This is a genomic window from Methylomonas rhizoryzae (assembly GCF_008632455.1).
GTDB lineage: Bacteria > Pseudomonadota > Gammaproteobacteria > Methylococcales > Methylomonadaceae > Methylomonas > Methylomonas rhizoryzae.
In genome coordinates this window covers 52,822-78,697 of the sequence record NZ_CP043929.1, presented here as the reverse complement: position 1 = coordinate 78,697, position 25,876 = coordinate 52,822, and the positions used below count along the sequence as shown (strand labels likewise).

Below are 25,876 nucleotides of genomic sequence, written 5' to 3'. Positions count from 1 at the left end.
AGTTAGAATAGTCGGCTCCTTTCGAGAGAGTGGAAGATTGTAGGGATGTGAGGGGATTGCGCAGGGTGTGCGAAGCTCGGGAAGGTGGAAAAAATAAGTTTGACAAGTCTGTGAAATGCTGTAGAATACACAGGCTCAACGGGGTGCTAAGCCGCCGGCTCTTTAACAAGAAAATCGAAATAATGTGTGTGGGCATGTAGGGCGACGAATTTCTGTTAAGAAATAGTCGACATACAGACCACGTCAATTAATGTAATGCACGTTCTGTAGTCGAGTCAAGATTGGATACTAGTCTTTCTTAGTATCGCTTTAGATTTAAACTGAAGAGTTTGATCATGGCTCAGATTGAACGCTGGCGGTATGCTTAACACATGCAAGTCGAACGCTGATAAGGTGCTTGCACCTTTGATGAGTGGCGGACGGGTGAGTAATGCATAGGAATCTGCCTATTAGTGGGGGATAACGTGGGGAAACTCACGCTAATACCGCATACGATCTACGGATGAAAGCAGGGGACCTTTTGGCCTTGCGCTAATAGATGAGCCTATGTCGGATTAGCTAGTTGGTAGGGTAAAGGCCTACCAAGGCGACGATCCGTAGCTGGTCTGAGAGGATGATCAGCCACACTGGGACTGAGACACGGCCCAGACTCCTACGGGAGGCAGCAGTGGGGAATATTGGACAATGGGCGCAAGCCTGATCCAGCAATACCGCGTGTGTGAAGAAGGCCTGAGGGTTGTAAAGCACTTTCAATGGGAAGGAATACCTATCGGTTAATACCCGGTAGACTGACATTACCCATACAAGAAGCACCGGCTAACTCCGTGCCAGCAGCCGCGGTAATACGGAGGGTGCAAGCGTTAATCGGAATTACTGGGCGTAAAGCGTGCGTAGGCGGTTTTTTAAGTCAGATGTGAAAGCCCTGGGCTTAACCTGGGAACTGCATTTGATACTGGAAAACTAGAGTTGAGTAGAGGAGAGTGGAATTTCAGGTGTAGCGGTGAAATGCGTAGAGATCTGAAGGAACACCAGTGGCGAAGGCGGCTCTCTGGACTCAAACTGACGCTGAGGTACGAAAGCGTGGGTAGCAAACAGGATTAGATACCCTGGTAGTCCACGCCGTAAACGATGTCAACTAACCGTTGGGCGCTTTAAGTGCTTAGTGGTGGAGCTAACGTATTAAGTTGACCGCCTGGGGAGTACGGCCGCAAGGCTAAAACTCAAATGAATTGACGGGGGCCCGCACAAGCGGTGGAGCATGTGGTTTAATTCGATGCAACGCGAAGAACCTTACCTACCCTTGACATCCAGAGAATCTGTTAGAGATAGCGGAGTGCCTTCGGGAACTCTGAGACAGGTGCTGCATGGCTGTCGTCAGCTCGTGTCGTGAGATGTTGGGTTAAGTCCCGTAACGAGCGCAACCCTTATCCTTAGTTGCCAGCGGTTCGGCCGGGAACTCTAGGGAGACTGCCGGTGATAAACCGGAGGAAGGTGGGGACGACGTCAAGTCATCATGGCCCTTATGGGTAGGGCTACACACGTGCTACAATGGCCGGTACAGAGGGTTGCGATCTCGCGAGAGCAAGCTAATCCCAAAAAGCCGGTCTTAGTCCGGATTGCAGTCTGCAACTCGACTGCATGAAGTCGGAATCGCTAGTAATCGCAGATCAGAATGCTGCGGTGAATACGTTCCCGGGCCTTGTACACACCGCCCGTCACACCATGGGAGTGGGTTGCAAAAGAAGTAGGTAGTTTAACCTTCGGGAGGGCGCTTACCACTTTGTGATTCATGACTGGGGTGAAGTCGTAACAAGGTAGCCCTAGGGGAACCTGGGGCTGGATCACCTCCTTACAAAGACAGAAACGGCTCTACGTGCTCACAACACATTATTTCGATACCACACGACACACCTGGGTCTGTAGCTCAGTTGGTTAGAGCGCACCCCTGATAAGGGTGAGGTCGGAGGTTCAAATCCTCCCAGACCCACCAACGCATACACAAAGCACGAATAAGCGTGTAGTGAATCGTATTCGGGGCCATAGCTCAGCTGGGAGAGCGCCTGCCTTGCACGCAGGAGGTCGGGAGTTCGATCCTCCCTGGCTCCACCATTCTGTGACGTCGATCTGAAGTCAAGATGCCGGCATCAACTCTATAAGCTTTTACGGTCAAGAGACCTTGCGTCGTTGGCCTTAAGACTTTATAGACTTGATATTTGTATCAAGTGCTCTTTAACAATATGGAAATCTGTAAACAAGTCTTGATCGGAAACGATCAAAACTGATGCGAATTGCCGTTTAATCGGTCTCGAAAGAGGACGGTGAAAACAGCAAATCGTTCTCAAGCAACATCAGCGAACATGTCAGCTGACTAGAATAACACCATCGACTGTGCTCAAACACAGACGCATTCGGGTTATATGGTCAAGTGAATAAGCGCATACGGTGGATGCCTTGGCAGTCAGAGGCGATGAAAGACGTGGTAGCCTGCGAAAAGCGTCGGGGAGGTGGCAAACAACCTGTGATCCGGCGATGTCTGAATGGGGAAACCCGGCGAGGATAACCTCGTCATCTTTGAGTGAATACATAGCTCACTGAAGCGAACCCGGAGAACTGAAACATCTAAGTACCCGGAGGAAAAGAAATCAACCGAGATTCCCTTAGTAGTGGCGAGCGAACGGGGACCAGCCCTTAAGTGGTTGACGAGTTAGTGGAACGGTCTGGAAAGTCCGGCGATACAGGGTGATAGCCCCGTACACGAAAACTCATTGATCATGAAATCGAGTAGGTCGGCGCACGTGAAACGTTGACTGAATATGGGGGGACCATCCTCCAAGGCTAAATACTCCTGACTGACCGATAGTGAACCAGTACCGTGAGGGAAAGGCGAAAAGAACCCCGGAGAGGGGAGTGAAATAGAACCTGAAACCGTATGCGTACAAGCAGTGGGAGCCCCTTCGTGGGGTGACTGCGTACCTTTTGTATAATGGGTCAGCGACTTACATTTTGTGGCAAGCTTAACCGAATAGGGGAGGCGTAGGGAAACCGAGTCTTAATAGGGCGTTCAGTCGCAAGGTGTAGACCCGAAACCGGGCGATCTATCCATGACCAGGTTGAAGGTGTGGTAACACACACTGGAGGACCGAACCCACTCCCGTTGAAAAGGTAGGGGATGAGTTGTGGATCGGAGTGAAAGGCTAATCAAGCTCGGAGATAGCTGGTTCTCCTCGAAAGCTATTTAGGTAGCGCCTCGTGTATCACTCTCGGGGGTAGAGCACTGTTTCGGCTAGGGGGTCATCCCGACTTACCAAACCGATGCAAACTCCGAATACCGAGAAGTGCGAGCACGGGAGACACACGGCGGGTGATAAGGTCCGTCGTGAAAAGGGAAACAGCCCAGACCGTCAGCTAAGGTCCCCAAATCTATGCTCAGTGGGAAACGATGTGGAAAGGCCCAGACAGCCAGGAGGTTGGCTTAGAAGCAGCCACCCTTTAAAGAAAGCGTAATAGCTCACTGGTCGAGTCGGTCTGCGCGGAAGATTCACCGGGGCTAAGCATAGTACCGAAGCTACGGGTTCATCGAAAGATGAGCGGTAGAGGAGCGTTCTGTACGCCTGCGAAGGTCGATTGAAAAGTCGGCTGGAGGTATCAGAAGTGCGAATGCTGACATAAGTAACGATAAAGGGGGTGAAAAACCCCCTCGCCGTAAACCCAAGGTTTCCTGCGCAACGTTAATCGACGCAGGGTTAGTCGGCACCTAAGGCGAGGCCGAAAGGCGTAGTCGATGGAAAACAGGTTAATATTCCTGTACCAGTGATCACTGCGATGGGGTGACGGAGAAGGCTATATCAGCTGTCGGTTGGAAGTGGCAGTTTAAGCAAGTAGGCAGGTCTCTTAGGCAAATCCGGGAGGCTATATGCTGAGACGTGATGACGAGTGGTTCCTCGGAACCGCGAAGTGATAGATGCCAAGCTTCCAAGAAAAGCCTCTAAGCTTCAGGTGATCGGTGGCCGTACCCTAAACCGACACAGGTGGGTGGGATGAAAATTCTAAGGCGCTTGAGAGAACCCAGGTGAAGGAACTAGGCAAAATGATACCGTAACTTCGGGAGAAGGTATGCCCTTGGTACGTGTAAGCCCTCGCGGCTGAAGCGGAAGGGGGTTGCAAAAAATCGGTGGCTGCAACTGTTTAGCAAAAACATAGCACTCTGCAAACACGAAAGTGGACGTATAGGGTGTGACGCCTGCCCGGTGCTGGAAGGTTAATTGATGGGGTTATCCGTAAGGAGAAGCTCTTGATCGAAGCCCCAGTAAACGGCGGCCGTAACTATAACGGTCCTAAGGTAGCGAAATTCCTTGTCGGGTAAGTTCCGACCTGCACGAATGGCGTAATGATGGCCACACTGTCTCCACCTGGGACTCAGTGAAATTGAAATCGCTGTGAAGATGCAGTGTACCCGCGGCTAGACGGAAAGACCCCGTGCACCTTTACTATAGCTTGACACTGGACTTTGAACCTACTTGTGTAGGATAGGTGGGAGGCTGTGAAGCAGGAACGCTAGTTCTTGTGGAGCCATCCTTGAAATACCACCCTGGTATGTTTGGAGTTCTAACCTCGACCCGTGATCCGGGTTAGGGACAGTGTCTGGTGGGTAGTTTGACTGGGGCGGTCTCCTCCTAAAGAGTAACGGAGGAGCACGAAGGTACCCTCAGCCTGGTCGGAAATCAGGCAATGAGTGCAAAGGCATAAGGGTGCTTGACTGCGAGACGGACAAGTCGAGCAGGTACGAAAGTAGGTCTTAGTGATCCGGTGGTTCTGTATGGAAGGGCCATCGCTCAACGGATAAAAGGTACGCCGGGGATAACAGGCTGATACCGCCCAAGAGTTCATATCGACGGCGGTGTTTGGCACCTCGATGTCGGCTCATCACATCCTGGGGCTGAAGCAGGTCCCAAGGGTATGGCTGTTCGCCATTTAAAGTGGTACGCGAGCTGGGTTCAGAACGTCGTGAGACAGTTCGGTCCCTATCTGCCGTGGGCGTTTGAGATTTGAGGGAAGCTGCTTCTAGTACGAGAGGACCGAAGTGGACGAACCTCTGGTGTTCCGGTTGTTTTGCCAAGAGCATTGCCGGGTAGCCACGTTCGGACAGGATAACCGCTGAAAGCATCTAAGCGGGAAGCCCCTCCCAAGATGAGATCTCACTGGGACCTTGAGTCCCCTGAAGGGCCGTTGGAGACGACGACGTTGATAGGCACGGTGTGGAAGTCCGGTAACGGGCGTAGCTAACGTGTACTAATTGCCCGTGAGGCTTGACCATATAACGCCCAATGCGTTTGGTCAGCGACAGTAGCTGAAAAGTAAGAGAACAATCGCAACTACAGATTTCCATAGGGCAGGTACAAGAAGCAAGGTACAAGGTTCAAAAAACCGGAAGCCTTTATCAATACTGCTCATGACGAAGGGAAACGAAAGGTAAAGTAGGATAGACGCTACACGGCGAAGCGCCGCTGTTTTGAACCCTGAACTTTTTACCTTGCGCCTAACCCCTTCAAACCAGTTTGCTTGGTGACCATAGCAAGCGTGAACCACCCGATCCCATCCCGAACTCGGAAGTGAAACCGCTTCGCGCCGATGATAGTGTGGCAGTTTGCCATGTGAAAGTAGGTCATCGCCAAGCTCTTATTCCTAAGCCCATCCCTCGATGGGCTTTTTTAATTGAATTTAGACCTTTGAGGCAATGGCTGAATAGATCGAGTTTATAAGGCATTGTCGCTGATGTGGCGTATTCCAATAGCTTGCGGCTATTATATTCGGGATAAATTTTATACTATAAGAACATGCCTCGGTGGCGAAATAGGTAGACGCACGAGACTTAAAATCTCGCGACCGCAAGGTCGTACCGGTTCGATTCCGGTCTGAGGCACCATTTATGCATCCAATAGGGTGCAACCCAATCCAAAACCCGCAAGTTTACTGGCTTCGCGGGTTTTTTACTGTCCGACGCAATCCAACGAAAACTAGCCAAGTACACACCAAATCGTGTATTTTTCGTGTACTCACTGATACCTTCCGGAAAAAGTACACACTGGGGCGTGCAAGATGGCTGAAAAACTCAATAAGGACGCGGTCTACAAGGCTGCCAAGCCAGAAGAAAAAGATTATTTCATCAATGATGGCGGCGGACTTTATCTGTGGGTTAAGTCTGGCGGCTCCAAACTTTGGCAATTTGTATATACTGAATCGCCCCGGTTTTCTCGTAGGCTCCAACTTTTGAGAGAATGGAGCCATGAAAGAGAAAACTACAAAACACTATTCATCGGAAATTCGAGAACGAGCAGTTCGTATGGTGCGGGAGCATCAAGACGAATACCCGTCGGAATGGGCAGTGATTCAATCGATTTCGGCCAAGTTTGGCTGTACGGCTGGGCGCTTACGTTGTAACAGTTTATTGTGTGGTTTTGACTCGACGAGTTGCCAAGGCAGCAATGCCTTGAAATCTTCGACGGTTTTTGCCGGAGGCAGTTGGCGGAACAGCTCCACCAATGGCGTGATTTAAAGGGCGCTTACAATCTTGTCGAATAGAATCACAACCCCGAGCAAGGCTATAGCGTCGCCAATCGAGGATAAATTCGGGTCAAGTCAAGTATGCTCGCCGGATGGGAATAGACTATTTGCTGCAATTGCCTTGCTTCCGATGATACGAACGCCCGGATGTAGACCGGCAAGCCATCGGAGGGAAAACAAACGCGGTGGATTAGGCTGCCAGAGTATCGGTTTTTTTAGGCCGTTCCAGAAACAAAAAACACATCATCGCACCGCACATCATCCAAGCTAACTGCGGCAACGCCTTGTTGCTAATATTGCCGATAGGGTTGTTGACGAGCAGAGCCGACTTTGATGCCGAATTGTCCGAGAAAACCGGGATAGAGAAATGGGCTATCAATGGTTCGACGCCGGTTTGCGCTCCGCGAAATAATATTCCGTGCTTGGCCATGGCGAAATCAGTAAAAGCCAACTCGGTTAACGCCGGCCGGCTAATAAAACTATCCGGGTTTGCTGCGGAATCGGCATGGATAAACGTAGACGCCGGTAGGCTGAAAGAAAAATTCGGCGTATCGAAAAGTTGAAAATCTGTACTATCCGCTTCGACGAACGGCATCACCCCGTTTAACAGGTCGCCGTGAGTAGCTACGGGTGTCCAGACTCCGGCGTGGACCAAATTGCCTGAACATAAAAAAACGAAAAATACAATATGCTTGATGATTTGCATGGCAATTCTCCCTTGAAGGCTGAAACTACATTACGTTTATCATCTCAGTGAAACCGTTTGCTGCCTCTTGTTTCACCCACAAGCAATTCAAAGCATAAAGCACACCATTATAGTTAAAGTATTGAAAATACTTGAATTAAATGGATTACCTAAGTTCTGCATCCTGCAAAACAAACTGGTTTGGCGCAAAGTTGCACTGATTTGTTGCAAACTCGTCAACATCGTCGCTTAACCGTCAAAGGTATCGGCAACAACGACAAACCCGCTCACTCGGTAAAACTAAGCCTTTTCCGCTCGTTAAATAAAATCCGTTGGCTCAGGTAACAGCAGGCGATTAGTCCGCTGAGCTTTTGTTGTAGAAATTCAACGCAAGCCCCGTTTTAAAACGACGTTCGTCACGTAAGCTTTTAAAATTCAAAGTAGTTCTAAAAGTTTGCTTTGTGGCAAATTTGCAACGGATTTACCTGCTGCAAAGCCCTATGTCATAAAACTGTCATATTCAATCCCTACAATCGCCGCAGGCTAGTCGGTCAAGCGCCGACTGTTCAAACATAAATATTTGAATATAAATAGATCTTTTGGAGAATTGCGGGATGAAGCTTTCGAAATTAGGCTTGGCGGTGGCATCGATAATCGGCGCGAGCATAGGCACCGACGCCATGGCTTTGGAGTTGTATGTGGATTCAAAGACCCAACAAATTTTTGCCGAACCCGGTAAAGGTCGAGTAAAACTGGGCTCATTTGAAAGGGTAGAGGATTCAACTTCAGGAAAAGCCGCGCTGGAAGCTCAAAAAGCGGAAATCGAGCAAATTAAAGAGGACTTGGCGCTCAAAAACAACGAGTTGAAAGCGTTGGACGAACATGTAAAAGCCACGGAGGAGGTTAAGGTTAAAATGGGTCAGAAAGGTGTTGAATTCGAGTCCAAAGATAAAGACTTTAAATTCAGAATGGGCGGCCGTATCCACGCGGACGCTTCGTACACCAGCGGCGATGATAACTTGGCCGAAGACGGGGATCGTATCGAAGCAAACGATGGCACGGAAGTTCGTCGCGCGCGGATCGAAATGCTGGGAACGTTTTACAAAGACTGGGATTTCAAAAGTCAGTGGGATTTCGCGGATAACAGAGTATCGACTAAAGACTTGTTCATCCAGTACACCGGCTTAAAAGATATGGAAATCACTGCCGGCCAACAAAAACAAGCATTTAGCCGGGAGTTGCAAGAAAGCTCCAACGATATGATGTTCATGGAACGCTCGCTGATGAACGCGCTCAACGAACCTACGGTTGACCGGGCCATCGGCTTGAACGTAGGCAGCTTCCAAAATGACTGGACGGGACAAGTCGGTATTTACGGTGAGACTATTGATCCTAATGCACAAAACGATAAAGCCGATGAAGGCTGGGCGATCAACACCCGTTGGACGTACGCGCCGATTAACGAAAAGACCAAACTGATTCATTTGGGCATAGCCGGTAACTATAGAGATCCGAATGCTGCAGATGCCGTTCAAGGACCTACCAGCAGTTTGAGGCTGCGTTCCGAAACCTCTCATATGTCTAACCTGCATTTGATCGATACCGGTTCTATAAGCAATATCGACGCCATCAAAATGGTAGGTTTAGAAGCCAACGGCTTATACGGACCTTTTACTTTGGGCGGCGAGTATACGCAAATGTGGTTGGAGCGTAAAAACGGCAACGACGACGCCGAATTTAACGGCTGGTACACGGAAGCGTCTTACACACTGACAGGCGAATCGCGTAAATACAAGAAAGGTAAATTCTATAAAGTTGAACCCAAAAGCAACTTTAGTTTGAAGAACGGTACTTGGGGGGCGTGGGAGCTTGCAGCACGGTATTCCGAAGCCGACTTGAATAGCGGCGTAGTCAAAGGAGGCCAGATGTCTTTGTTAACCGTAGCGCTGAACTGGTACATGAACAACAACATCCGCTTTATGGCTAACTACAACAAAACTCTGGATATGAATAATCCAAGAGTGACCACTACGGATGGTGGGGAGCCTAATGTAGACACCTTTATGTTACGCGGCCAGTTGGCGTTCTAATCTATCCTATACGCCTTATCGCTCGCGCAAAAAGCCGCGCCGGAAATTCGGCGCGGCTTTTTTAATATGCACTGTTTTACGATATGATCCCGCTCTGAATCTTTTGTCTGTCGAGGAACGTAGTTGAAAGCCCTTTGTGCCTTATCATTCCTTCTGTTGTCCGGCTGTAGCATGCAATCTCCGGTATTGCGGAGCGAAAATTATCCGCAGCTGCAACCACATTGCATCTATTACTCGGGCTACGACGCCGGCACTGAAATCATCAGCGTCCAGCAGTCCACTCTGCGCGCGGTCTTGAGTAATTTTAAAACCGGAGAAGCAGACATCCTTGATTTGAACCATCCCGCGAAAATTGCGCGAATCCGGCGCTTTAACCTTGGTTTACACCAAGGTGAAGAATTAACCTCCGTAGCGTTTCATCCGAGTTTGGATGTTTTCGCCGCCGTGATCGACGCGGGAGAATGGCGCGGCCGACTGGAAATTCGTTCCGCCCTAACCGGGGCTTTATTGGACCACGTCGAAACCGGTTACGGCTCCGACTCAGTGATATTTTCAAACGACGGCAAAGTGATTTTAGTGGCCAACGAGGGCGAAGAGTTTTCCTTCGATCCGCATACGCAAGAATTTTTTTCTGCCGAAGGCAGTATTTCGATCGTGCGTCTGGACGATAAAGGGCGAATCAAAGCCAATGCCAATATCGAGCTTGCCGATGTCGCCCATCGGGAAGGCTTCGTCATCGCTGAAAAAGGCCATTATTTAGAACGCGAAATCGATTGGAATCGGGACGGCAAAATCGCTAAGAAAGTCGATTTCGACGGAGACGGTAAATTCGACAGTAAACACGTCAAGTTGGGGCAGTTCGACGGTGCCGACGTCTACGGCAATGAAAAGAAGGGTGAAGCTAAAATTCTGATTCCGATCACCGCCAATTCGAAAACCTTGCTGGAGCCTGAATATATCGCAGTTGCACCTGACGGTAAGCGGGCTTACGTGACTTTGCAAGAAACCAACGAGGTAGCGGAAGTCGACGTGGAAAACAGTAAAGTACTGGGTTATTTCAATATGGGCATTGCCGAACACGAGGCTGACCGCAAATCGGACGGCTGGATCGAGTTTAACCAATCGGTGATGGCATTAAGAGAGCCGGACGGTATTGCGCTAACTCCCGACGGGCGATATTTCGTGACTGCCGACGAAGGCGATACGGATATCGAGGCCCAAGATGGCGAAGAACCTCTGCAAAGCGGCGGACGCACCGTGAGTGTGTTCGATGCTGCCACCGGGGATTTTGTTGCCGATACCGGTAATCAAATCGACGAAATCACTTTCACCCATCAAGTATATCCGGACAGGCGCAGCCAGAAAAAGGGCGCGGAACCGGAAGGTTTGGTGGCATTCGAGATGAACGGCAAAGCTTGGGCCGTGGTGGGTTTGGAACGGGCGGATTCCCTAGCATTGATTGCTTTGCAAAATCCCAAACAGCCGCGAGTCGTTGCCTTAGGAAAAATTCCGGGCGATGAAATTAGTTCGCCTGAGGGGCTTGCTCACTTCCAAATCGAAGGCGCGCATTATTTGCTGGCGGCAAACGAGATGAATGGTACCGTGGCTTGTTTCGAAGTGGTGCACAGCGTTACGCCTATCGAGCATTAAGGCTAACCAAACTGCGTAAGTGCCGAGAGGCAACCACTTTCAATCCGACGAATACCAACACGGTAGAACCGGCGTAGCTTACCGCAACGCCTAACATGCCGTAACGGCTTCCCAGCCAACTAGCCAATACTATCAGCATTATTACTCCAGTCCCCATCAAACCGAGAACCAACCGGTTCATTCCCATAAACTGTAAGTAGTAGGGCGCATCCGAAAACAGCGAATGAAAAACCGCACCGGCCGCACAGACTAACAGGGTAGGGTATCCGAAATCGAATTTGGCGCCGAACAAATGCAATATCGATGGTCCGTAAAGGACCACAATGCCAAAAAAGATGACGCTAAGGCAGGCTATCAAACGCATGCGCTTACCTAACAAGGCAAACGCTTCGGCATATCGTTGCCTCTCCATCAACACCACCAACATCGGCAAGTAATAGCGGTTGGTGGATGTACCGATTAACCCGATTAAGCTACTGGTTTGAATGGCTACGGCATAAGTGCCCACCATGGCTTCCGAGGGATGTAAAATTTTTAAAATCAGCGTGCCGGCACTCACTAACACGGTCATTAGCAAACTGCTGAGCAATAACGGCAAAGATCGCTTTAACCATCCAAATCGTCTGGCTGTGTCGGCCTTGGCCGGCCAAGCCGCAACCGGACGAGCCGAACGGATAGTTGCGCCTAACAAACAAAGGGTCAAGCTCCATGCTGAGCCTAAACAAATCAGAGCCGTATTGTCGTTTAAAGTTAACGGTGAATTGCCGACCGCAAATAGCATTAGTAAATAACTGGCCGGTAGCAAAAAGCGATAGAGAAATAATGCCCAAACCTGTCTGCCGTAAACGGTCGCGACTTCTAACGCAAACAGACACAAGGCAATAATCGGTAAGAATCCGGTATAGATAATCAGGCCAATATGGAAGTCGATAGCCAGCCAGGTCAGCCAGGTAGTCAAGCCTGCGCTGACAAACCCCATTAATACAATGCTGAACAAGAAAATCGCTCGCAACGAAAACAACCAATAGCCACGTAAGCGCGGCCAGTTCTCTCGTTCGATATATAAAGCAACCAAGCGTAAAGCGCTCTTTTCCAAACCCAGTGTGGCAAGGGTAGAAAGAATATTCACTAGGGAAATGGCCACGCTGTAATCTTCGAACGCATCAAGAGTCAGATGAGTGGCTAGGTAAATGTGGGCGAAATACATCAAGCCGAAATTACTCAGACTCAACCCAAACAACACCGCAGAATCGTAATTTTGCGGTTGAATGGAAAAATCCTGGTTCAATTTATCCTACCCTGTTAATTGGCGTTTTAAGGATTCTCCCCGAATCGTGATCGGGTAGGGGAGCCGGGCTATAAAAAGTGCAAGCTGGATAGCCGCCATGCTTGAGCAGCCTTGTGTATGCTTTCGCGGTTTGTACCAGCTATACGGATTGTTTAAACGGGAAAAAGTTGCGCGTGATAGGCGCGATTCAGTCCAAAACGCAAACCGGCTAATGCGGCCATTCGGTTGCGTTTAACTTCTAGTGATAGATACAGTTGCAATTAGACAAGAAAATAGCAGCAATACGAGCGTAATTCAGAGATGGGGGGCTGCGCAATATTCAACGCGGTTGCTGACAAATCAATTTGAATGCGGCGCTCGATCCGTTACGACTCAATACGATCCGTCTTGGAATGTGTGGCGGCTTTGCTGGTAAGATTTTCCAGCAACATCAATCCCACCCCGATACAAATCGCCGAATCGGCTACGTTGAACGCCGGCCAATGCCAATCCTGGTAATACACGTGCAGAAAATCGATGACGTAACCGTAAGCCACCCGGTCTATCAGGTTGCCGATTGCCCCGCCCAGAATCAGGGATAACGAGACGGCCATCAGGGTTTCGTGCCGTTGCAAGCGTTTCAGCCAGACCGCAATCACCGAGCTGATGCCTAGCGCCAAACCGGCGAACAGCCAACGCTGCCAGCCGCCGGCATGAGCCAGCAAACTAAAGGCCGCGCCGGTATTGCGGGCATAAGTCAAGTTGAAATAGGGCAGCAGCGGTATGGATTGGTAAAGCTGCATGTTGGCATCGATCGCCAATTTGCTGGCTTGATCCAGCAGCACGATCAGCGCCGACAACCATAACCATTTAAGCATAATGGCGCGCCTCGCCGGCACCGGCCACGTTTTCGACGCAGCGTCCGCACAGCTCGGGATGTTCGGCGTGTTCGCCGACGTCGTAGCGCTGGTGCCAGCAGCGTACACATTTGGGGTGTTCGGACACGCTGACTTTGAGTTTGATACCCTCAATATCGGTCGACACCGCATCGTCCGGGCAAAACTGCATCGCCGACACCCCGGCATTGGACGTGATGAACACAAAATGCAGTTCCTTGCCCAATTTGTTCAGTTCATCGGCATAACTTTCGTCGCAATATAACTCGACTTCCGCATTCAGCGAGGCGCCGATTTTGCCGTCTTTACGCAGCGCTTCCAGTTCTTTTGCCACTACCGCCCGCACCGTCATGACTTTGTCCCACGTGTCGCGGCTGATTTCTGCGTTAGCTGTCAGCGGGAACAGGCCTTGGTACCAGGTTTCCAAAAATACCGACTCGCTGCGTTGGCCGGGAATGAAGTGCCAGATTTCGTCAGCGGTGTAACTGGTAATCGGCGCCAGCCAGCGCACCAGCGCTTCGATGACGTGGTACATTGCGGTCTGGCCGGAGCGGCGCGCCAGACAATCCGCCTTGGCGGTATATTGGCGGTCCTTGACAATGTCCAGATAGAAACCGCCCAGGTCGATGCTGCAGAAGTTCAAAACTTTCTGATAAATCACCTGAAATTGATAACTATCGTAAGCGGCCTTGATCTCTTCCTGCAGTTGCCAGGCTTTATCGACCACCCAACGATCCAGCGCCAGCAAATCGTCCTTGCCGACCAAATGGTGCGCAGGATCGAAGCCGTCCAGATTCGCCAGTAAGAAGCGCGCGGTGTTGCGCAAGCGCCGGTAGGCGTCCGAGGTGCGTTTCAGGATTTCGTCGGACACCGACATTTCGTAGCGGTAGTCGGTGCCGGCTACCCACAAGCGCAACACGTCGGCGCCCAAGGACTTCATCACCGTCTGCGGCAATACCACGTTGCCCTTGGACTTGGACATCTTCTTGCCTTCGGCATCGACGGTGAAGCCGTGGGTCAACACTTGTTTGTACGGCGCGACCTCGCTCATCGCGACCGAGGCCATCAACGACGACTGAAACCAGCCGCGGTGCTGGTCCGAGCCTTCCAGATACAAATCGGCCGGGAAGCGCAATTGCTCGCGCCGTTCCAGCACGGCGGCATGGGTGACGCCGGAATCGAACCAAACGTCCAGCGTGTCGTTCACCTTTTCGTACTGCTCGGCTTCCGCGCCCAACAGTTCGGCGGAATCCAGCTCGAACCAGGCTTCTATGCCTTGCCCTTCGATGCGTTGCGCTACCTGTTCGATCAGTTCGGCGCTACGCGGATGCAGTTCGCCGCTCTCTTTGTGGACGAACAACGCAATCGGCACGCCCCAGGTGCGTTGGCGCGAGATGCACCAGTCCGGACGATTGGAAATCATTGCTTCAATGCGCGCCTGCCCCCAATCCGGCACCCAATCGACCCGCTTGACTTCGTCCAGCGCGGTGTCGCGCAGACCGTTTTGATCCATCGCGATGAACCATTGCGGCGTGGCGCGGAAAATGATCGGGGTTTTGTGGCGCCAGCAATGCGGATAACTGTGCAACAGGGCGTGATGGTGCAACAGTTTGCCGCGCTCGCGCAGTACCTCCAGCACTTTATCGTTGGCAGTAAACACGTGCAGTCCGGCGAACAATTCGGTATTGGGCAGGAACACGCCATTGCTGCCGACCGGATTGTCGACCGGCAAACCGTATTTCATGCCAACCACGTAGTCTTCCTGGCCGTGGCCCGGCGCAGTGTGCACCGCGCCGGTGCCGGCGTCGGTGGTGACGTGTTCGCCCAGGATGATAGGCACCTGGCGGTCGTAAAACGGATGTTGCAGCAGCAAGCCTTCCAGTGCGCTACCCTTGCAATAGCCGACTACGTGATGCTCAGCGATACCGTAGCGCACGGTCGCGTCTTTTAACAAGGCTTCGGCAAGCAGCAAGCGCTCGGCTTGACCGTCTATTTCGCATTGCACCACCGCGTATTCCAATTCCGGATTCAGCGCGACCGCTTGGTTGGCGGGCAGGGTCCAAGGCGTGGTGGTCCAAATCACCACCGATAGCGGCCCGTGGCCTTCGCGGTCGCCGGCGTGGTGACAGCGGGCCATCAAAGCATGCTCGTCGAGTACGGCAAACCGCACGTCTATGGCCGGCGAGTGCTTGTCTTCGTATTCGACTTCGGCCTCGGCCAACGCCGATCCGCAATCGGTACACCAATGCACCGGCTTGAAGCCCTTGCTCAAGTGGCCTTTGGCGGCGATGCGACCCAAGGCGCGAACGATGTCGGCCTCGAACACGAAATCCATCGTCAGATACGGATTATCCCAATCGCCCAATACGCCGAGGCGGATGAATTCTTCTTTCTGTATGCCGACTTGCTTGGCCGCGTAGCTGCGGCAATGTTTGCGAAACTCGGCGGCCGATACCTTAACCCCGGCCTTGCCGACGGTTTTTTCCACTTGCAACTCGATAGGCAAGCCGTGGCAATCCCAGCCCGGTACGTAGGGTGCGTCGAAACCGGCCAAGGTTTTGGATTTGACGATGATGTCCTTCAGCACTTTGTTGACCGCATGGCCGATGTGGATCGCGCCGTTGGCGTAAGGAGGGCCGTCGTGCAAGACGAATTTAGGCCGGCCGGCACAAATCTCTCGAATTTTTTGGTAAAGCTGTTTTTCCGTCCATTGCTTGAGCATGTCCGGTTCGCGCTGGGCCAGATTGGCCTTCATCGCGAACTCGGTTTTGGGGAGATGCAAAGTCTGTTTGTAATCCATGGTCATTGTGTTCTTTCTATGCCGCCTTTTACGGCCTGAAGCAGGATGAGAAAAGCATTCGAAAACTAATTTCCGATCAGCGCAATCCGGGCAAATTTACGTTTACCGACTTGGTAAACGTGGGTGGTTGCCGTCGAGATTGCCAATTTGCCGTCTTCCACCTTTTCGCCGTCGATTTTCACCGCATTTTGCTTGATTAAGCGAATGGCTTCCGACGTGCTGGCTACTAAGCCGGCTTCTTTGAGCAAGTTGGCGATTGCCATGCCGGTTTCGCCGGTCTGTAGCTCTATATGCGGCATCTCGTCCGGAATAGCCCCGCGCTGAAACCGCGCCTCGAAATGTTCCAAGGCCTTTTGCGCGGCGGCGTGGCCATGAAAACGAGCCACCAATTCCTGGCCCAATCTGACTTTAAAATTGCGCGGATTTTCGCCGCCATCGCAAGCCTTACGCCAAGATTCGATGTCCGCCATCGCTTCGAAACTGAGCAACTGGTAATAACGCCACATCAATTCGTCGGATATCGACATGATTTTGCCGAACATATCGTCAGGCGGATCGGAAATGCCGATGTAATTGTTCAAGGACTTGGACATTTTTTGCACGCCGTCCAGACCTTCCAGAATCGGCATGGTCAACACTACTTGCGGTCTTTGCCCCTCCGATTCCTGTAAGTGGCGGCCCATCAACAAGTTGAATTTTTGATCGGTACCACCGAGTTCTACGTCCGCTTTCATTACCACGGAATCGTAGCCTTGTATCAAAGGGTACAAAAATTCGTGGATCGCGATAGGCTGACCGCTTTTGTAGCGTTTGTGAAAGTCGTCGCGCTCCAGCATGCGCGCGACGGTATGTTTGGCCGCCAGTTGTATCATCTCGGCACTGGATAGTTTGCCCATCCATTCCGAATTGAAGCGGATTTCGGTTTTATCCGGGTCCAGGATTTTGAATACCTGTTCCTGGTAGGTCTTGGCGTTTTCCGCCACTTCGTCTCGGCTCAAGGGTTTGCGGGTGACGTTTTTACCGGTCGGATCGCCTATCATCGCGGTGAAATCGCCGATCAGAAACTGCACCTTGTGGCCGGCGTCTTGGAATTGTTTGAGCTTGTTGATCAGCACGGTGTGGCCGAAATGCAAATCCGGCGCGGTAGGATCGAACCCCGCTTTGACGATCAAAGGCCGATTTTCTTCCAGTTTCTTGATCAATTCGGCTTCCAGCAACAGCTCGTCAGCGCCGTAACGCAGCTGCGCCAAGATTTCTTGTGACAAGGTCTTCTCCCCAAACAAATTTCTTGTCTGCATTATAAAGTAACAGTTTACCGATTTAGCACAAATTTCCCCGCCGCATTCGCCATGCGCGACAAAATTGCCTACAATGGAATCGAACTAACATTGAAGTGTGATTGCTGTGCAGAACAGAATTCTCAAAACAGTGCTATTGAGCACTTGCACTGTTGTGGCCGCGAGTGCAAGTTACGGACTCATCCCTTACAAGTCTTTCGATAACTCTAAAGCGCTCGAACAAGAGCGACTGATCTCGGCCAAGGTCAACCAATACGCCAATATCGTCAGTCCGCCGGCACCCGGTCAGGCGGCCGAATTTTCTCAAGACATGGAGCATACGGTCAGAGCGGGGGAAAATCTTTCCACGATTTTTTCCACATTGAATTTAAGTTCGGAAGATTTGCATAAAATCGTCCACAGCAACGCGGCCGGCAAACAATTTGCCGATGTGCTACCCGGACAAGACGTCGTCGCCACGGTCGACGCCGACGGTCAGCTGGAGCAATTGACCTACGCGAAGAACCCGTTCGAAACCCTGGTCGCCACCCGCATGGAAGACGGCTTCGACGTAAAGCTGTTCAGCAAGAAAGTCGATCATCAAATCAGCAGCGCGGCCGCCGAAGTCCATTCTTCGTTATTCGAAGACGGTTTAGGCGCAGGGCTTTCCGAAAAAATCATCCTGAAACTGGCCGATATTTTTGCCTGGGACATTGACTTCGCTCTGAATTTGCAAGACGGCGACCGCTTCAGCGTGGTTTACGAAAAACTGTACGTAGACGGTCAGGAATTTGATACCGGCGACATTTTGGCCGCCGAGTTTACCAATCAAGGCAAAACCTATACCGCGTTGCGCTTTACCGACAACCACGGCCACACCGGGTATTACACGCCGGAGGGCAACAGTTTGCGCAAGGCGTTTCTGCAAAATCCCATGGACTTTGCCAAAATCAGCTCGCATTTCAATCTGCACCGCAAACATCCCATTCTGAACACGATACGGGCGCACAAAGGCGTGGATTATTCTGCGGCGGTGGGCACACCGGTCAAAACCACGGGCGACGGCAAGATCGTGTTTCGCGGGGTTAGAAACGGTTACGGCAACGTGGTGGAAATTCAGCACGGGCAAAACTATTCGACCTTGTACGCTCATCTGTCCCGCTTTCATTCCGGACAAAAATTGGGCGGTAAGGTCAGCCAAGGCGAGGTCATAGGTTACGTCGGCAAAACCGGGTTGGCGACCGGCCCGCATTTACATTACGAATTTCGGATCGGCGGCCAGCATGTTAATCCGGTCACCGCCAAATTGCCGAGAAACCTACCGATGGATAGCAGCTTGCTGGCTAAATTCAAATCGCAGGCCCAACCATTATTGGCGCAATTGCAAGCAGCTAAAGGCGAAGCTCAGCTTGCCCGCAACTAAGCGTTCCGAACTGTATATCGGCTTGATTTCCGGGACCAGCATCGACGGTGTCGATGCCGGTCTGGTCGACTTTAGCAGCGGCATCCCGCGCTTGCTGGCCAGCTTCTATCAACCTTTTACCGTACAGTTACAACAGCAATTACACCGGTTTTGCCAACCTAATGGTAGCGTGTCGTTGCAAGAATACGGCACGCTGGATGCGCAATTGGGCGAATTGTTCGGGCAAGCCGCATTGGCCTTGCTGGACAAAGCCGATGTTGCGGCCGGCGCGGTTGCCGCGATCGGCAGCCACGGGCAAACCATTTATCATGCCCCTGACGGCGAATACGGGTTTACCCTGCAAATCGGCGACCCCAACCGTGTAGCGCAAATAACCGGTATCACCACGGTCGCCGACTTCAGGCGCAGGGACATTGCCGCCGGCGGACAAGGCGCACCTTTGGTGCCTGCTTTTCATAGTGCCATGTTTGCCAAACCGGACCAAACCATCACAGTGCTGAACATCGGCGGCATTGCCAACCTCAGCATCTTGCGGCCCGACGGCGTGATCGGCTTCGATACCGGCCCCGGCAATACCCTGATGGACTACTGGTGTCGCAAGCATCAAGGACAAGCATTCGACGCCGGCGGCCAATGGGGCGCGCAGGGTGGCGTCGATAGCCGGTTATTGCAACATTTGCTCGACGATCCTTACTTCGACCTGGCCCCGCCCAAAAGCACCGGGCCCGAGTATTTTTCCGGCGATTGGCTGCAAACCAAAATCGCCGCATTCTCCAACCTTAAGCCGGAACACGTTCAAGCCACGTTGTGCAAATTGACCGCCGCCAGCATAAGCCGAGCGATTGTCGAGTACGCGCCGGCAAGCGCTTATATTCTGCTATGCGGTGGCGGCGTGCATAACCCGTTGTTGGTCTCTATGTTGACCGAACAATTAGCGATGCCGGTTGTATCGACCGCCGAGTTCGGAGTAGACCCGGATTATGTCGAAGCCATGACGTTCGCCTGGTTAGCCAGACAAACCCTGCACGGCTTGCCGGGCAATCTGTGCAGCGTGACCGGTGCCGCCGCGCCGACCGTTTTGGGCGGAATTTACCCGGCCTTTCCAGCATCGTAGATTTCTCTACGGCGATTTCGCGTTATCGTTTTAAAATAAGGTTTTAGCTAGAAACCGTACCGCTTTGAAACCGATTCCTGTTGATTCCAACTCAATCCAAGCCGCCGCAGAACTCTTGCGCCAGGGAAAATTAGTCGCAGTGCCGACCGAAACCGTTTACGGTCTGGGGGCGGACGCAGCCAATCCTGCCGCAGTCGCCAAAATATTCGAGGTAAAAGGCCGACCGGCCAATCACCCCTTGATAGTGCACATCGCCTACGCCACGCAAATGCAGGACTGGGCGCGGGAAATTCCGGATAGCGCCCGGCGTTTGGCTGCCGAATTCTGGCCCGGACCTTTAACCATGATCTTGCCCGGAAAAGCCTCGGTTCCCATGGAGGTAACCGGCGGCCAGGACACGGTAGCGTTGCGAGTACCGGGCAGCCCGGTTGCCGCTTGGTTGCTGCGCGTATTCGGCGGCGGCATCGCCGCGCCTTCGGCTAACCGTTTCGGCCGGGTTAGCCCTACTACTGCCGCTCACGTGGCCGAAGAACTCGGCGACGCGGTCGATTGCATCTTGGACGGCGGTCCTTGCAGCGTTGGGGTGGAATCCACCATCATCGACTTAAGTGCCTCCCAACCGGTTTTGTTGCGGCCGGGACGCATTACTCGCAGCGAACTCGAAACCGTGCTGCAACAACCGGTAACGCTAAAATCCCAGCATGCGGTCAGAGCTCCGGGCATGTTGGCCGTGCATTACGCCCCCAATACCCTGGCTTATCTGTGCGCCACGGAACAATTGCCGGCCAGCGCGCAAGCGCTGAGCAAGGCCGGTAATAAATTGGCCCTACTATTGTTCGAAGACAATCCCTACCAAGCCTGCGACGCACAAATTCTGCGCCTGCCTAAAGTGTCCGATCGCTACGAGCAGGCTTTATACGGCGCATTGCGCGAGTTGGACAATTCAGCTTGCGACCTCATTTTGATCGAAAGCCCGCCGGACGACGAAACCTGGCACGCGGTGTTGGACCGCTTGAGCAAAGCCACGGCGGTTTCCCCGGTATGACGGCCGATTTAACACGTTGCGCCGGACCAAAAATAGTTCAATCGCTCACAGCGTCACCGGACCCGAATAGCGACGATGAAGCTTGGATGCGCCATGCCATCCGTTTGGCACAACGGGCCGAACAACGCGGCGAGGTTCCGGTCGGTGCCGTGCTGGTTTTGGCAAACCAGTGCGTAGCGGAGGGCTGGAACCAGCCGATTCAAACCTGCGACCCGACCGCGCACGCCGAGATTATGGCCTTGCGACAAGCCGGGCAACGTTTGGACAATTACCGCCTAGTCGATAGTACCCTATACGTCACCTTGGAACCCTGCGTGATGTGCATGGGCGCCATCATGCACGCCAGGGTTAGACGTTTGGTGTTCGGCGCGTTCGATCCCAAACGCGGTGCAGTTTGTGGGCCGCTGCAACTGAGTGACGCGCCGTTTTTAAATCATCAGTTAAATTGGACAGGCGGAGTGTTAGCGGCTGGCTGCGGCGAGCTGTTGATCGAGTTTTTCAAAGCCCGCCGCTAACCGCAAAGATTTATCGAACCTATCGGGTCCGCCGTAACACCGGCGCGGATTTCGCCGGCTTTTTCGGTCCGGTCCCAACCGATTTCGCCGATCCGGCTTGTGGAGTAGCGGTAGGCTCGGCCGCTGCGGATTGCTGAGCTGCGGCATTGATGCAATAAGCGTAAATTCTCTGCATGTCCTTGGCCATCGCCGTCCAGTCTTCCCACGCTCTGCGGATGGAACTATTTTTTTGCTGCATGGCGGCAAGAATATCCGGCAAACGGCCTAACAGGCTGCCGATAAACGCTTGATCATGGCTGGACAGGTTTTGCCAAACCCCCAGATCCATCGCGTTCGGTAAGGCGAATCTCAGTTCCAATTTGCCGCCGAAATCGTCGTAAGATTCCTCGTACCAAGAATCCAGTAGCGCGCAGTTTTCAACCGGCGGAAACTCCAGTTTGGGATGAGTGCCGAAGTGGCCCGGTCTGACTTGCGCACAAGCCAGGCGGAAGTCAAAATTCGCACATTCCTTGCCGTTGAACGAAATTTGCTCGAAAGTCAGCCACAAATGTTCGTAGTCCGGATTGACCTGCTCTCGTTTCAGATACACGTTATCGTAGCGTAGCGTCACGGCCAATTTTTCAATGGCTTCCAACCATTGCGCTAAGCCGGTTTGTAACGCACGCAATAGGTCTGCTGAACCGATGGATTGTTGCATTGCGGCAGACTCCAACAGCTTGAAGAGTTGCTTTAAGACCACTAGCATAAATTTACAATCGCTAGGGCCCAAGTCCAAGATGGTCGCTATTGCCTTGGGGTCGTGAGCCAGTTTCGATATCGGCGGAAATACGATGCAAGCGTCGTTCATCGCGGCGCAAGGCCAACGATTCAACGGGGTGTCGGCCGACCCTTGCCGATTTAAACGTAATTCCAATTCGCCGCCGTATACACTAGTCTCTATTTCCACTTTTTCGTTGATTCGCCCGGCGGCATCCAAATCGGCTATCGACCATACTAACGTACTCGGATCGTCGGCGTTCTTTTGCGCGACGTCGATAGATCGGTAATCGCAATAGTCCGGGTAGCGTTGCAACATCCGTTTCCAGCGTTCTTCGCCGGCCTTGAGCTGCTTTTGCTGCTCCTGGTTTTTCAGGAAGTAGCTTTCCAATTCCTCTTGGACCTGATGCAGTTGCATCATCAACAGCTTGGCCTCGTGTTCGCCCTCTTGTTTGGCTTTGGTCAGCTGTTGATTGAGTTTTTCCAACTCGTCCCGCCGCTTGGCGAAAGTTTGCGCTTCCTGTTGCAGTTTTTCGATGCGCTCGTTCAATAGCGGAATCTGTTTTTGCAAGTCCGCCGCGGCATCGGCCTGTTGTTTTTTGTCGTGACTTAACTGCTCGATCGTCTTTTCGAGCGCGGCCTTAGACTGATTCAAGTGAGCAAGATGCTTTTGTTGCTCGCTGATATGCTGCTTATGCTCATGCGCAACGCGAATATGCTCCTCGATATTCTTGTTGGCGTTTGCCAGTTGATGTTTGTACTCCTCAATTTTCTTGTCGGCTTCGGTCAGCCGGTGTTTGTGCTCCTCGATTTTCTTGTCGGCTTCGGTTAGCCGATGGTTGTGCTCGTTGAGCTTTTTATCGGCTTCCGCCAGTCGGCTACCCAGGCTGTTATTCTCCAAATACTGATTTTTCAGTTCTTCTTGAACCTGTTGTACTTGTTCCAGGAGCAACTCGTTTGCTTGTTGATTGCGCGACAGCTCCGCTTCCAGTTTTTGCGCGTTTGCAGAACTTTGTTGCAGCGAGCTAGTTAACTGCTGATTTTCGGACTCGACCGTCTGTAACCGAGCGACCAGCACTCGCTGTTTTTCCAATTCCTCGGAGCGATCCTGCAACTTCCTGTAATCGCTAACGGCTTGTTCGATGGGAATCCTGATCCAGGGATCGGCCGCCGTCTGGCCGGGCGCGAGTGCGCAAATGCTGGCGGATAGTTCGTTGCGCAATTCCGCGGTTTGCGGATAGGACGCGCAGATTTGCTGGGCCAGGAATCCGGCCACCCTTTCCTCTTCGTTGACCGGCAAATCTTCCAGTTGCGCGGCATTTAGCGGCAATTGCCAACGCGAGCGGCAAGCCTCAACCAGTGCCGAGCGCTGCTGCAGGCATTGAGCGGCATCCAGCAACAGGCAGCGTTGCGGGTTACGATGGAAAAACTGAAGCAGCAACTGGTGACGTTTCGACCAATCGTCCACAATCTTGCCGACCGTGGCTATATCGTTTGCCGACCTGACCAATTGAGCCACCATACGCTCCGGCGTAGTCGTCACCAACACGAACTTGATGTGCGGGTCGAACTGCGCCCAAAAATCCAACAGCCAAATACTGTCGCTTTCAGCCCAGCCGCACACCGGCGCGTCGATGTTGGTCAAGAAAACTTCAGTCGCCAACTGCTCCCACAAACGTCCCGGTGCGTCTATTGAACTTAAGGCTTTGGTTTGTTCGAAATTTGCAGCGAGCACTTGCCGATGCCAAAACGCCATGGTTAGTTTTGGGTCGTGGCGCGCGGCTTTAACTATTTCCATCCCGGCTTGAGCAAAGGTGCTAGCGACGAGTTCGAGGTCTTCTTGCATTGCGCCGGTAATACAGAGGCTTTTCATTAGTATTCGATCGTTTTCACAAAGTAGAAAGTATATTTATAGCTTACGATACCATCTTGACCAAGCGCGGAACAGTGATCGGCAATTTACCGAATACGCCGATGCGCTTGGCAAGCGGACCCGCTCCCAATAAATTCAGGCAGGTAAACGGCGAAAGCGGCGGTAATACCGGATAAGCTCAGCTTCGCACCGGCAGCAAACACACCAGTTTGCAATCCGGCTGCAATGCGGCCAGTAAAGTGGTTTGCTTATAACGCATTGCGCCGTGAACCGGATGCACGAAACGGCGCTCGCCGCCTTCCCGGCTCAACACCGCCTGATCGCGCCACAACCGCTCGAAGTCCGCACTGTCGTTGCCAAGATTGTCTATCAAGGCTTGCATGGCCGCGTGTCGCGGTTGGCGGCTAAAATCGGCGCGAAATTCGGCGGCAAGCCGTGCGGCCCGCTCCGGCCAATCCGCCAATAACTGCCGGGCCTTGGGATTTAAAAACACAAAGCGCAGCAAGTTGCGCTCGCCGCTGTCCGCATCCAGCCAACCGGCAAATAACTCCGCCGCCGCCGGATTCCAAGCCCTGGCAGTCCAACAGGCATCCAACAGATAAGCCGGCCCGGCGAATTGAGCCGGCAGGTCGAGCAAATCCGGCAAAAGATCCGCTTGCGGTTCCGCCAAAAGCTCCGGATCGCGCTTGCCGGCCAAATCGAACAAGCTGGCGCGCTCGGCTGCGCTCAATCTCAATACGTTCGCCAAGCGGGATAGAGCGGCCGGCGATACGGCTATCTCCCGCCCTTGTTCCAGCCAAGTAAGCCAAGTCACGCTAACGGCAGCGGCGCCAGCGACTTCTTCGCGGCGCCAGCCCGGGGTCCGGCGGCGTCCGGCGGAGTTGGCGGGAGCGCTTAGTTGCTCGCGGTGGGCGCGCACGAAAGCCGCTAGCAAGCGTCTAGGATCGGATTCTGTCATGGTAGCTTTTATACCAGTATAAAACAGGCTCTTGTACCGGTTTACCGGCAGGGAAACAATAGTCCCGCACTGATTAACCGAGGAGCATCCCATGTCAAACGCATCGCACCAAACCCTAGTCGCTCAACAATTCGGCTCGAAAGCGCAAGCTTATCGACAAAGCAGCGTCCACGTCCAAGGCGAAGACTTGGACAAACTGGTCGAACTGGTGGCCAAGCGCCCTGAGGCTAGTGTGTTGGACGTCGGCTGCGGTGCCGGTCATGTCGCTTTGCGCTTGGCGCCGCAAGTCGGTCGAGTGATTGCCTACGATTTGAGCCGCCAAATGTTGGCCGAAGTGTCCGCACAAGCCCAAGCTAGCGGCTTGGACAATCTGGTTACGCAAATCGGATCGGCAAGTGAATTGCCGTTTGCCGATGCCAGTTTCGACATTATCGTTACCCGCTACAGCGCGCACCACTGGCAGCACTTGGCGGCCGGGTTGCGGGAAATGCGCCGCGTTCTCAAGCCGGGCGGATCGGCCGTCATCGTAGATGTAATCAGCCCGGGTTCGGCCTTGCTGGATACCTGGCTGCAAACCATGGAGTTACTGCGCGATCCGTCGCACGTGCGCGACTTGGCGCTGGACGAATGGCTGACGTTTTTGCAACAAGCCGGCTTTGGAACCAAGCAAACCATCGGTTTTAAAATACAGATGGAATTTACTCCGTGGTTGGAGCGGATGAATGCCGATCCCTTGCATGGCCAGGCGATTCGCTCGTTGCAGCAATGTTGCAGTAGCGAAGTTGCCGACTATTTTCGCATCGACCGGGACGGCAATTTTTGGGTGGACACTGCGTTAATTGCCGCGACAACCGTTTGAAGCCGGCTACTTTAGCTCGGCGGCGGCCAGCAGGTGCAGGAGCCGCCGCCGTGGGGCGATGGGGCAAACGCGAAAACGGATCAATGGCTGCGGGTATGTCGAGTTCC

14 protein-coding genes, 3 tRNA genes, 3 rRNA genes and 2 pseudogenes are annotated in these 25,876 nt (G+C 52.7%); 15 read left to right on the top strand and 7 right to left on the bottom strand.

The genetic code is table 11. The annotated features are described in order from the left end of the window. The first annotated feature begins 317 nt into the window (after positions 1–317). The 8 genes and pseudogenes from F1E05_RS00355 to F1E05_RS20470 form a co-directional block, all read left to right on the top strand. Positions 318–1,852 (top strand): 16S ribosomal RNA (locus tag F1E05_RS00355). Positions 1,853–1,913: 61 nt separating this feature from the next. Beyond that, positions 1,914–1,990 (top strand) — tRNA-Ile (locus F1E05_RS00350). 43 nt (positions 1,991–2,033) lie between these two features. Then, positions 2,034–2,109, top strand: a tRNA-Ala gene (locus F1E05_RS00345). A 310-nt stretch (positions 2,110–2,419) separates the two neighbouring features. Beyond that, a 23S ribosomal RNA gene (locus F1E05_RS00340) occupies positions 2,420–5,314 on the top strand. Between the two features lie 244 nt (positions 5,315–5,558). Next, positions 5,559–5,674 (top strand): 5S ribosomal RNA (gene rrf, locus F1E05_RS00335). The 16S, 23S and 5S rRNA genes sit together here with 3 tRNA genes alongside, the layout of an rRNA operon. 162 nt (positions 5,675–5,836) lie before the next feature. Further along, positions 5,837–5,923, top strand: a tRNA-Leu gene (locus F1E05_RS00330). Between the two features lie 173 nt (positions 5,924–6,096). Further along, a pseudogene (locus F1E05_RS20775) lies at positions 6,097–6,234 on the top strand (integrase arm-type DNA-binding domain-containing protein); the annotation flags it as partial. A 49-nt stretch (positions 6,235–6,283) separates the two neighbouring features. Further along, a pseudogene (locus tag F1E05_RS20470) lies at positions 6,284–6,433 on the top strand (IS3 family transposase); the annotation flags it as partial. Between the two features lie 318 nt (positions 6,434–6,751). Here the strand turns inward: F1E05_RS20470 and F1E05_RS00320 are convergent. Next, entirely contained in the window at positions 6,752–7,267 is a 516-nt protein-coding gene (locus F1E05_RS00320; RefSeq protein ID WP_150046022.1) for a hypothetical protein, read from the bottom strand. A 593-nt stretch (positions 7,268–7,860) separates the two neighbouring features. Between F1E05_RS00320 and F1E05_RS00315 the strand changes: the two genes are divergently transcribed. Then, positions 7,861–9,336, top strand: coding sequence for an OprO/OprP family phosphate-selective porin (locus F1E05_RS00315; RefSeq protein ID WP_150046021.1), 1,476 nt, complete (start codon positions 7,861–7,863; stop codon positions 9,334–9,336). A 171-nt stretch (positions 9,337–9,507) separates the two neighbouring features. Beyond that, a complete protein-coding gene (locus F1E05_RS00310; protein WP_150046020.1) occupies positions 9,508–10,986 on the top strand; it encodes a choice-of-anchor I domain-containing protein in 1,479 nt (492 codons plus the stop codon). Here the strand turns inward: F1E05_RS00310 and F1E05_RS00305 are convergent. The 4 genes from F1E05_RS00305 to tyrS form a co-directional block, all read right to left on the bottom strand. Beyond that, positions 10,973–12,274, bottom strand: a complete 1,302-nt coding sequence (locus F1E05_RS00305) for a lipopolysaccharide biosynthesis protein (protein ID WP_150046019.1) — start codon at positions 12,272–12,274, stop codon at positions 10,973–10,975. The two genes, F1E05_RS00310 and F1E05_RS00305, sit on opposite strands and share 14 nt — an antisense overlap. Before the next feature lie 365 nt (positions 12,275–12,639). Then, positions 12,640–13,131, bottom strand: a complete 492-nt coding sequence (gene lspA / locus F1E05_RS00300; RefSeq protein WP_150046018.1) for a signal peptidase II — start codon at positions 13,129–13,131, stop codon at positions 12,640–12,642. Further along, on the bottom strand, positions 13,124–15,955 hold the full coding sequence (ileS, locus tag F1E05_RS00295; protein ID WP_150046017.1) for an isoleucine--tRNA ligase: 2,832 nt from the start codon (positions 15,953–15,955) through the stop codon (positions 13,124–13,126). The genes lspA and ileS overlap by 8 nt, the downstream gene beginning before the upstream one ends. A gap of 59 nt (positions 15,956–16,014) precedes the next feature. Further along, a complete protein-coding gene (gene tyrS / locus F1E05_RS00290; protein ID WP_232056727.1) occupies positions 16,015–17,214 on the bottom strand; it encodes a tyrosine--tRNA ligase in 1,200 nt (399 codons plus the stop codon). A 187-nt stretch (positions 17,215–17,401) separates the two neighbouring features. Between tyrS and F1E05_RS20380 the strand changes: the two genes are divergently transcribed. The 4 genes from F1E05_RS20380 (at position 17,402) to tadA (ending at position 21,323) form a co-directional block, all read left to right on the top strand. Further along, a complete protein-coding gene (locus tag F1E05_RS20380; protein ID WP_232056726.1) occupies positions 17,402–18,649 on the top strand; it encodes an OapA family protein in 1,248 nt (415 codons plus the stop codon). Next, positions 18,636–19,763 (top strand): anhydro-N-acetylmuramic acid kinase, encoded by a 1,128-nt coding sequence (locus tag F1E05_RS00280; protein WP_232056725.1) that lies wholly within the window; start codon positions 18,636–18,638, stop codon positions 19,761–19,763. Before F1E05_RS20380 ends, F1E05_RS00280 begins: the two co-directional genes overlap by 14 nt. A 64-nt stretch (positions 19,764–19,827) precedes the next feature. Further along, a complete protein-coding gene (locus F1E05_RS00275) occupies positions 19,828–20,808 on the top strand; it encodes an L-threonylcarbamoyladenylate synthase (protein ID WP_150046013.1) in 981 nt (326 codons plus the stop codon). Positions 20,809–20,840: 32 nt separating this feature from the next. After that, positions 20,841–21,323 carry a tRNA adenosine(34) deaminase TadA gene (gene tadA / locus F1E05_RS00270; RefSeq protein ID WP_269473516.1) on the top strand — a complete coding sequence of 161 codons (483 nt, stop codon included), beginning with the start codon at positions 20,841–20,843 and terminating at the stop codon, positions 21,321–21,323. 19 nt (positions 21,324–21,342) lie between these two features. Here tadA and F1E05_RS00265 read toward each other — a convergent pair whose 3' ends face one another. Both F1E05_RS00265 and F1E05_RS00260 read right to left on the bottom strand, forming a co-directional pair. After that, the gene (locus F1E05_RS00265; RefSeq protein WP_150046011.1) at positions 21,343–23,952 is read right to left on the bottom strand and encodes a coiled-coil domain-containing protein; all 2,610 of its coding nucleotides are present in this window, start codon (positions 23,950–23,952) and stop codon (positions 21,343–21,345) included. Positions 23,953–24,130: 178 nt separating this feature from the next. Further along, positions 24,131–24,910 (bottom strand): helix-turn-helix transcriptional regulator, encoded by a 780-nt coding sequence (locus F1E05_RS00260; RefSeq protein WP_150046010.1) that lies wholly within the window; start codon positions 24,908–24,910, stop codon positions 24,131–24,133. A 91-nt stretch (positions 24,911–25,001) separates the two neighbouring features. Here F1E05_RS00260 and F1E05_RS00255 point away from each other — a divergent pair, with 91 nt between their 5' ends. Further along, positions 25,002–25,769, top strand: coding sequence for a class I SAM-dependent methyltransferase (locus F1E05_RS00255; protein ID WP_150046009.1), 768 nt, complete (start codon positions 25,002–25,004; stop codon positions 25,767–25,769). Positions 25,770–25,876: the final 107 nt, after the last annotated feature.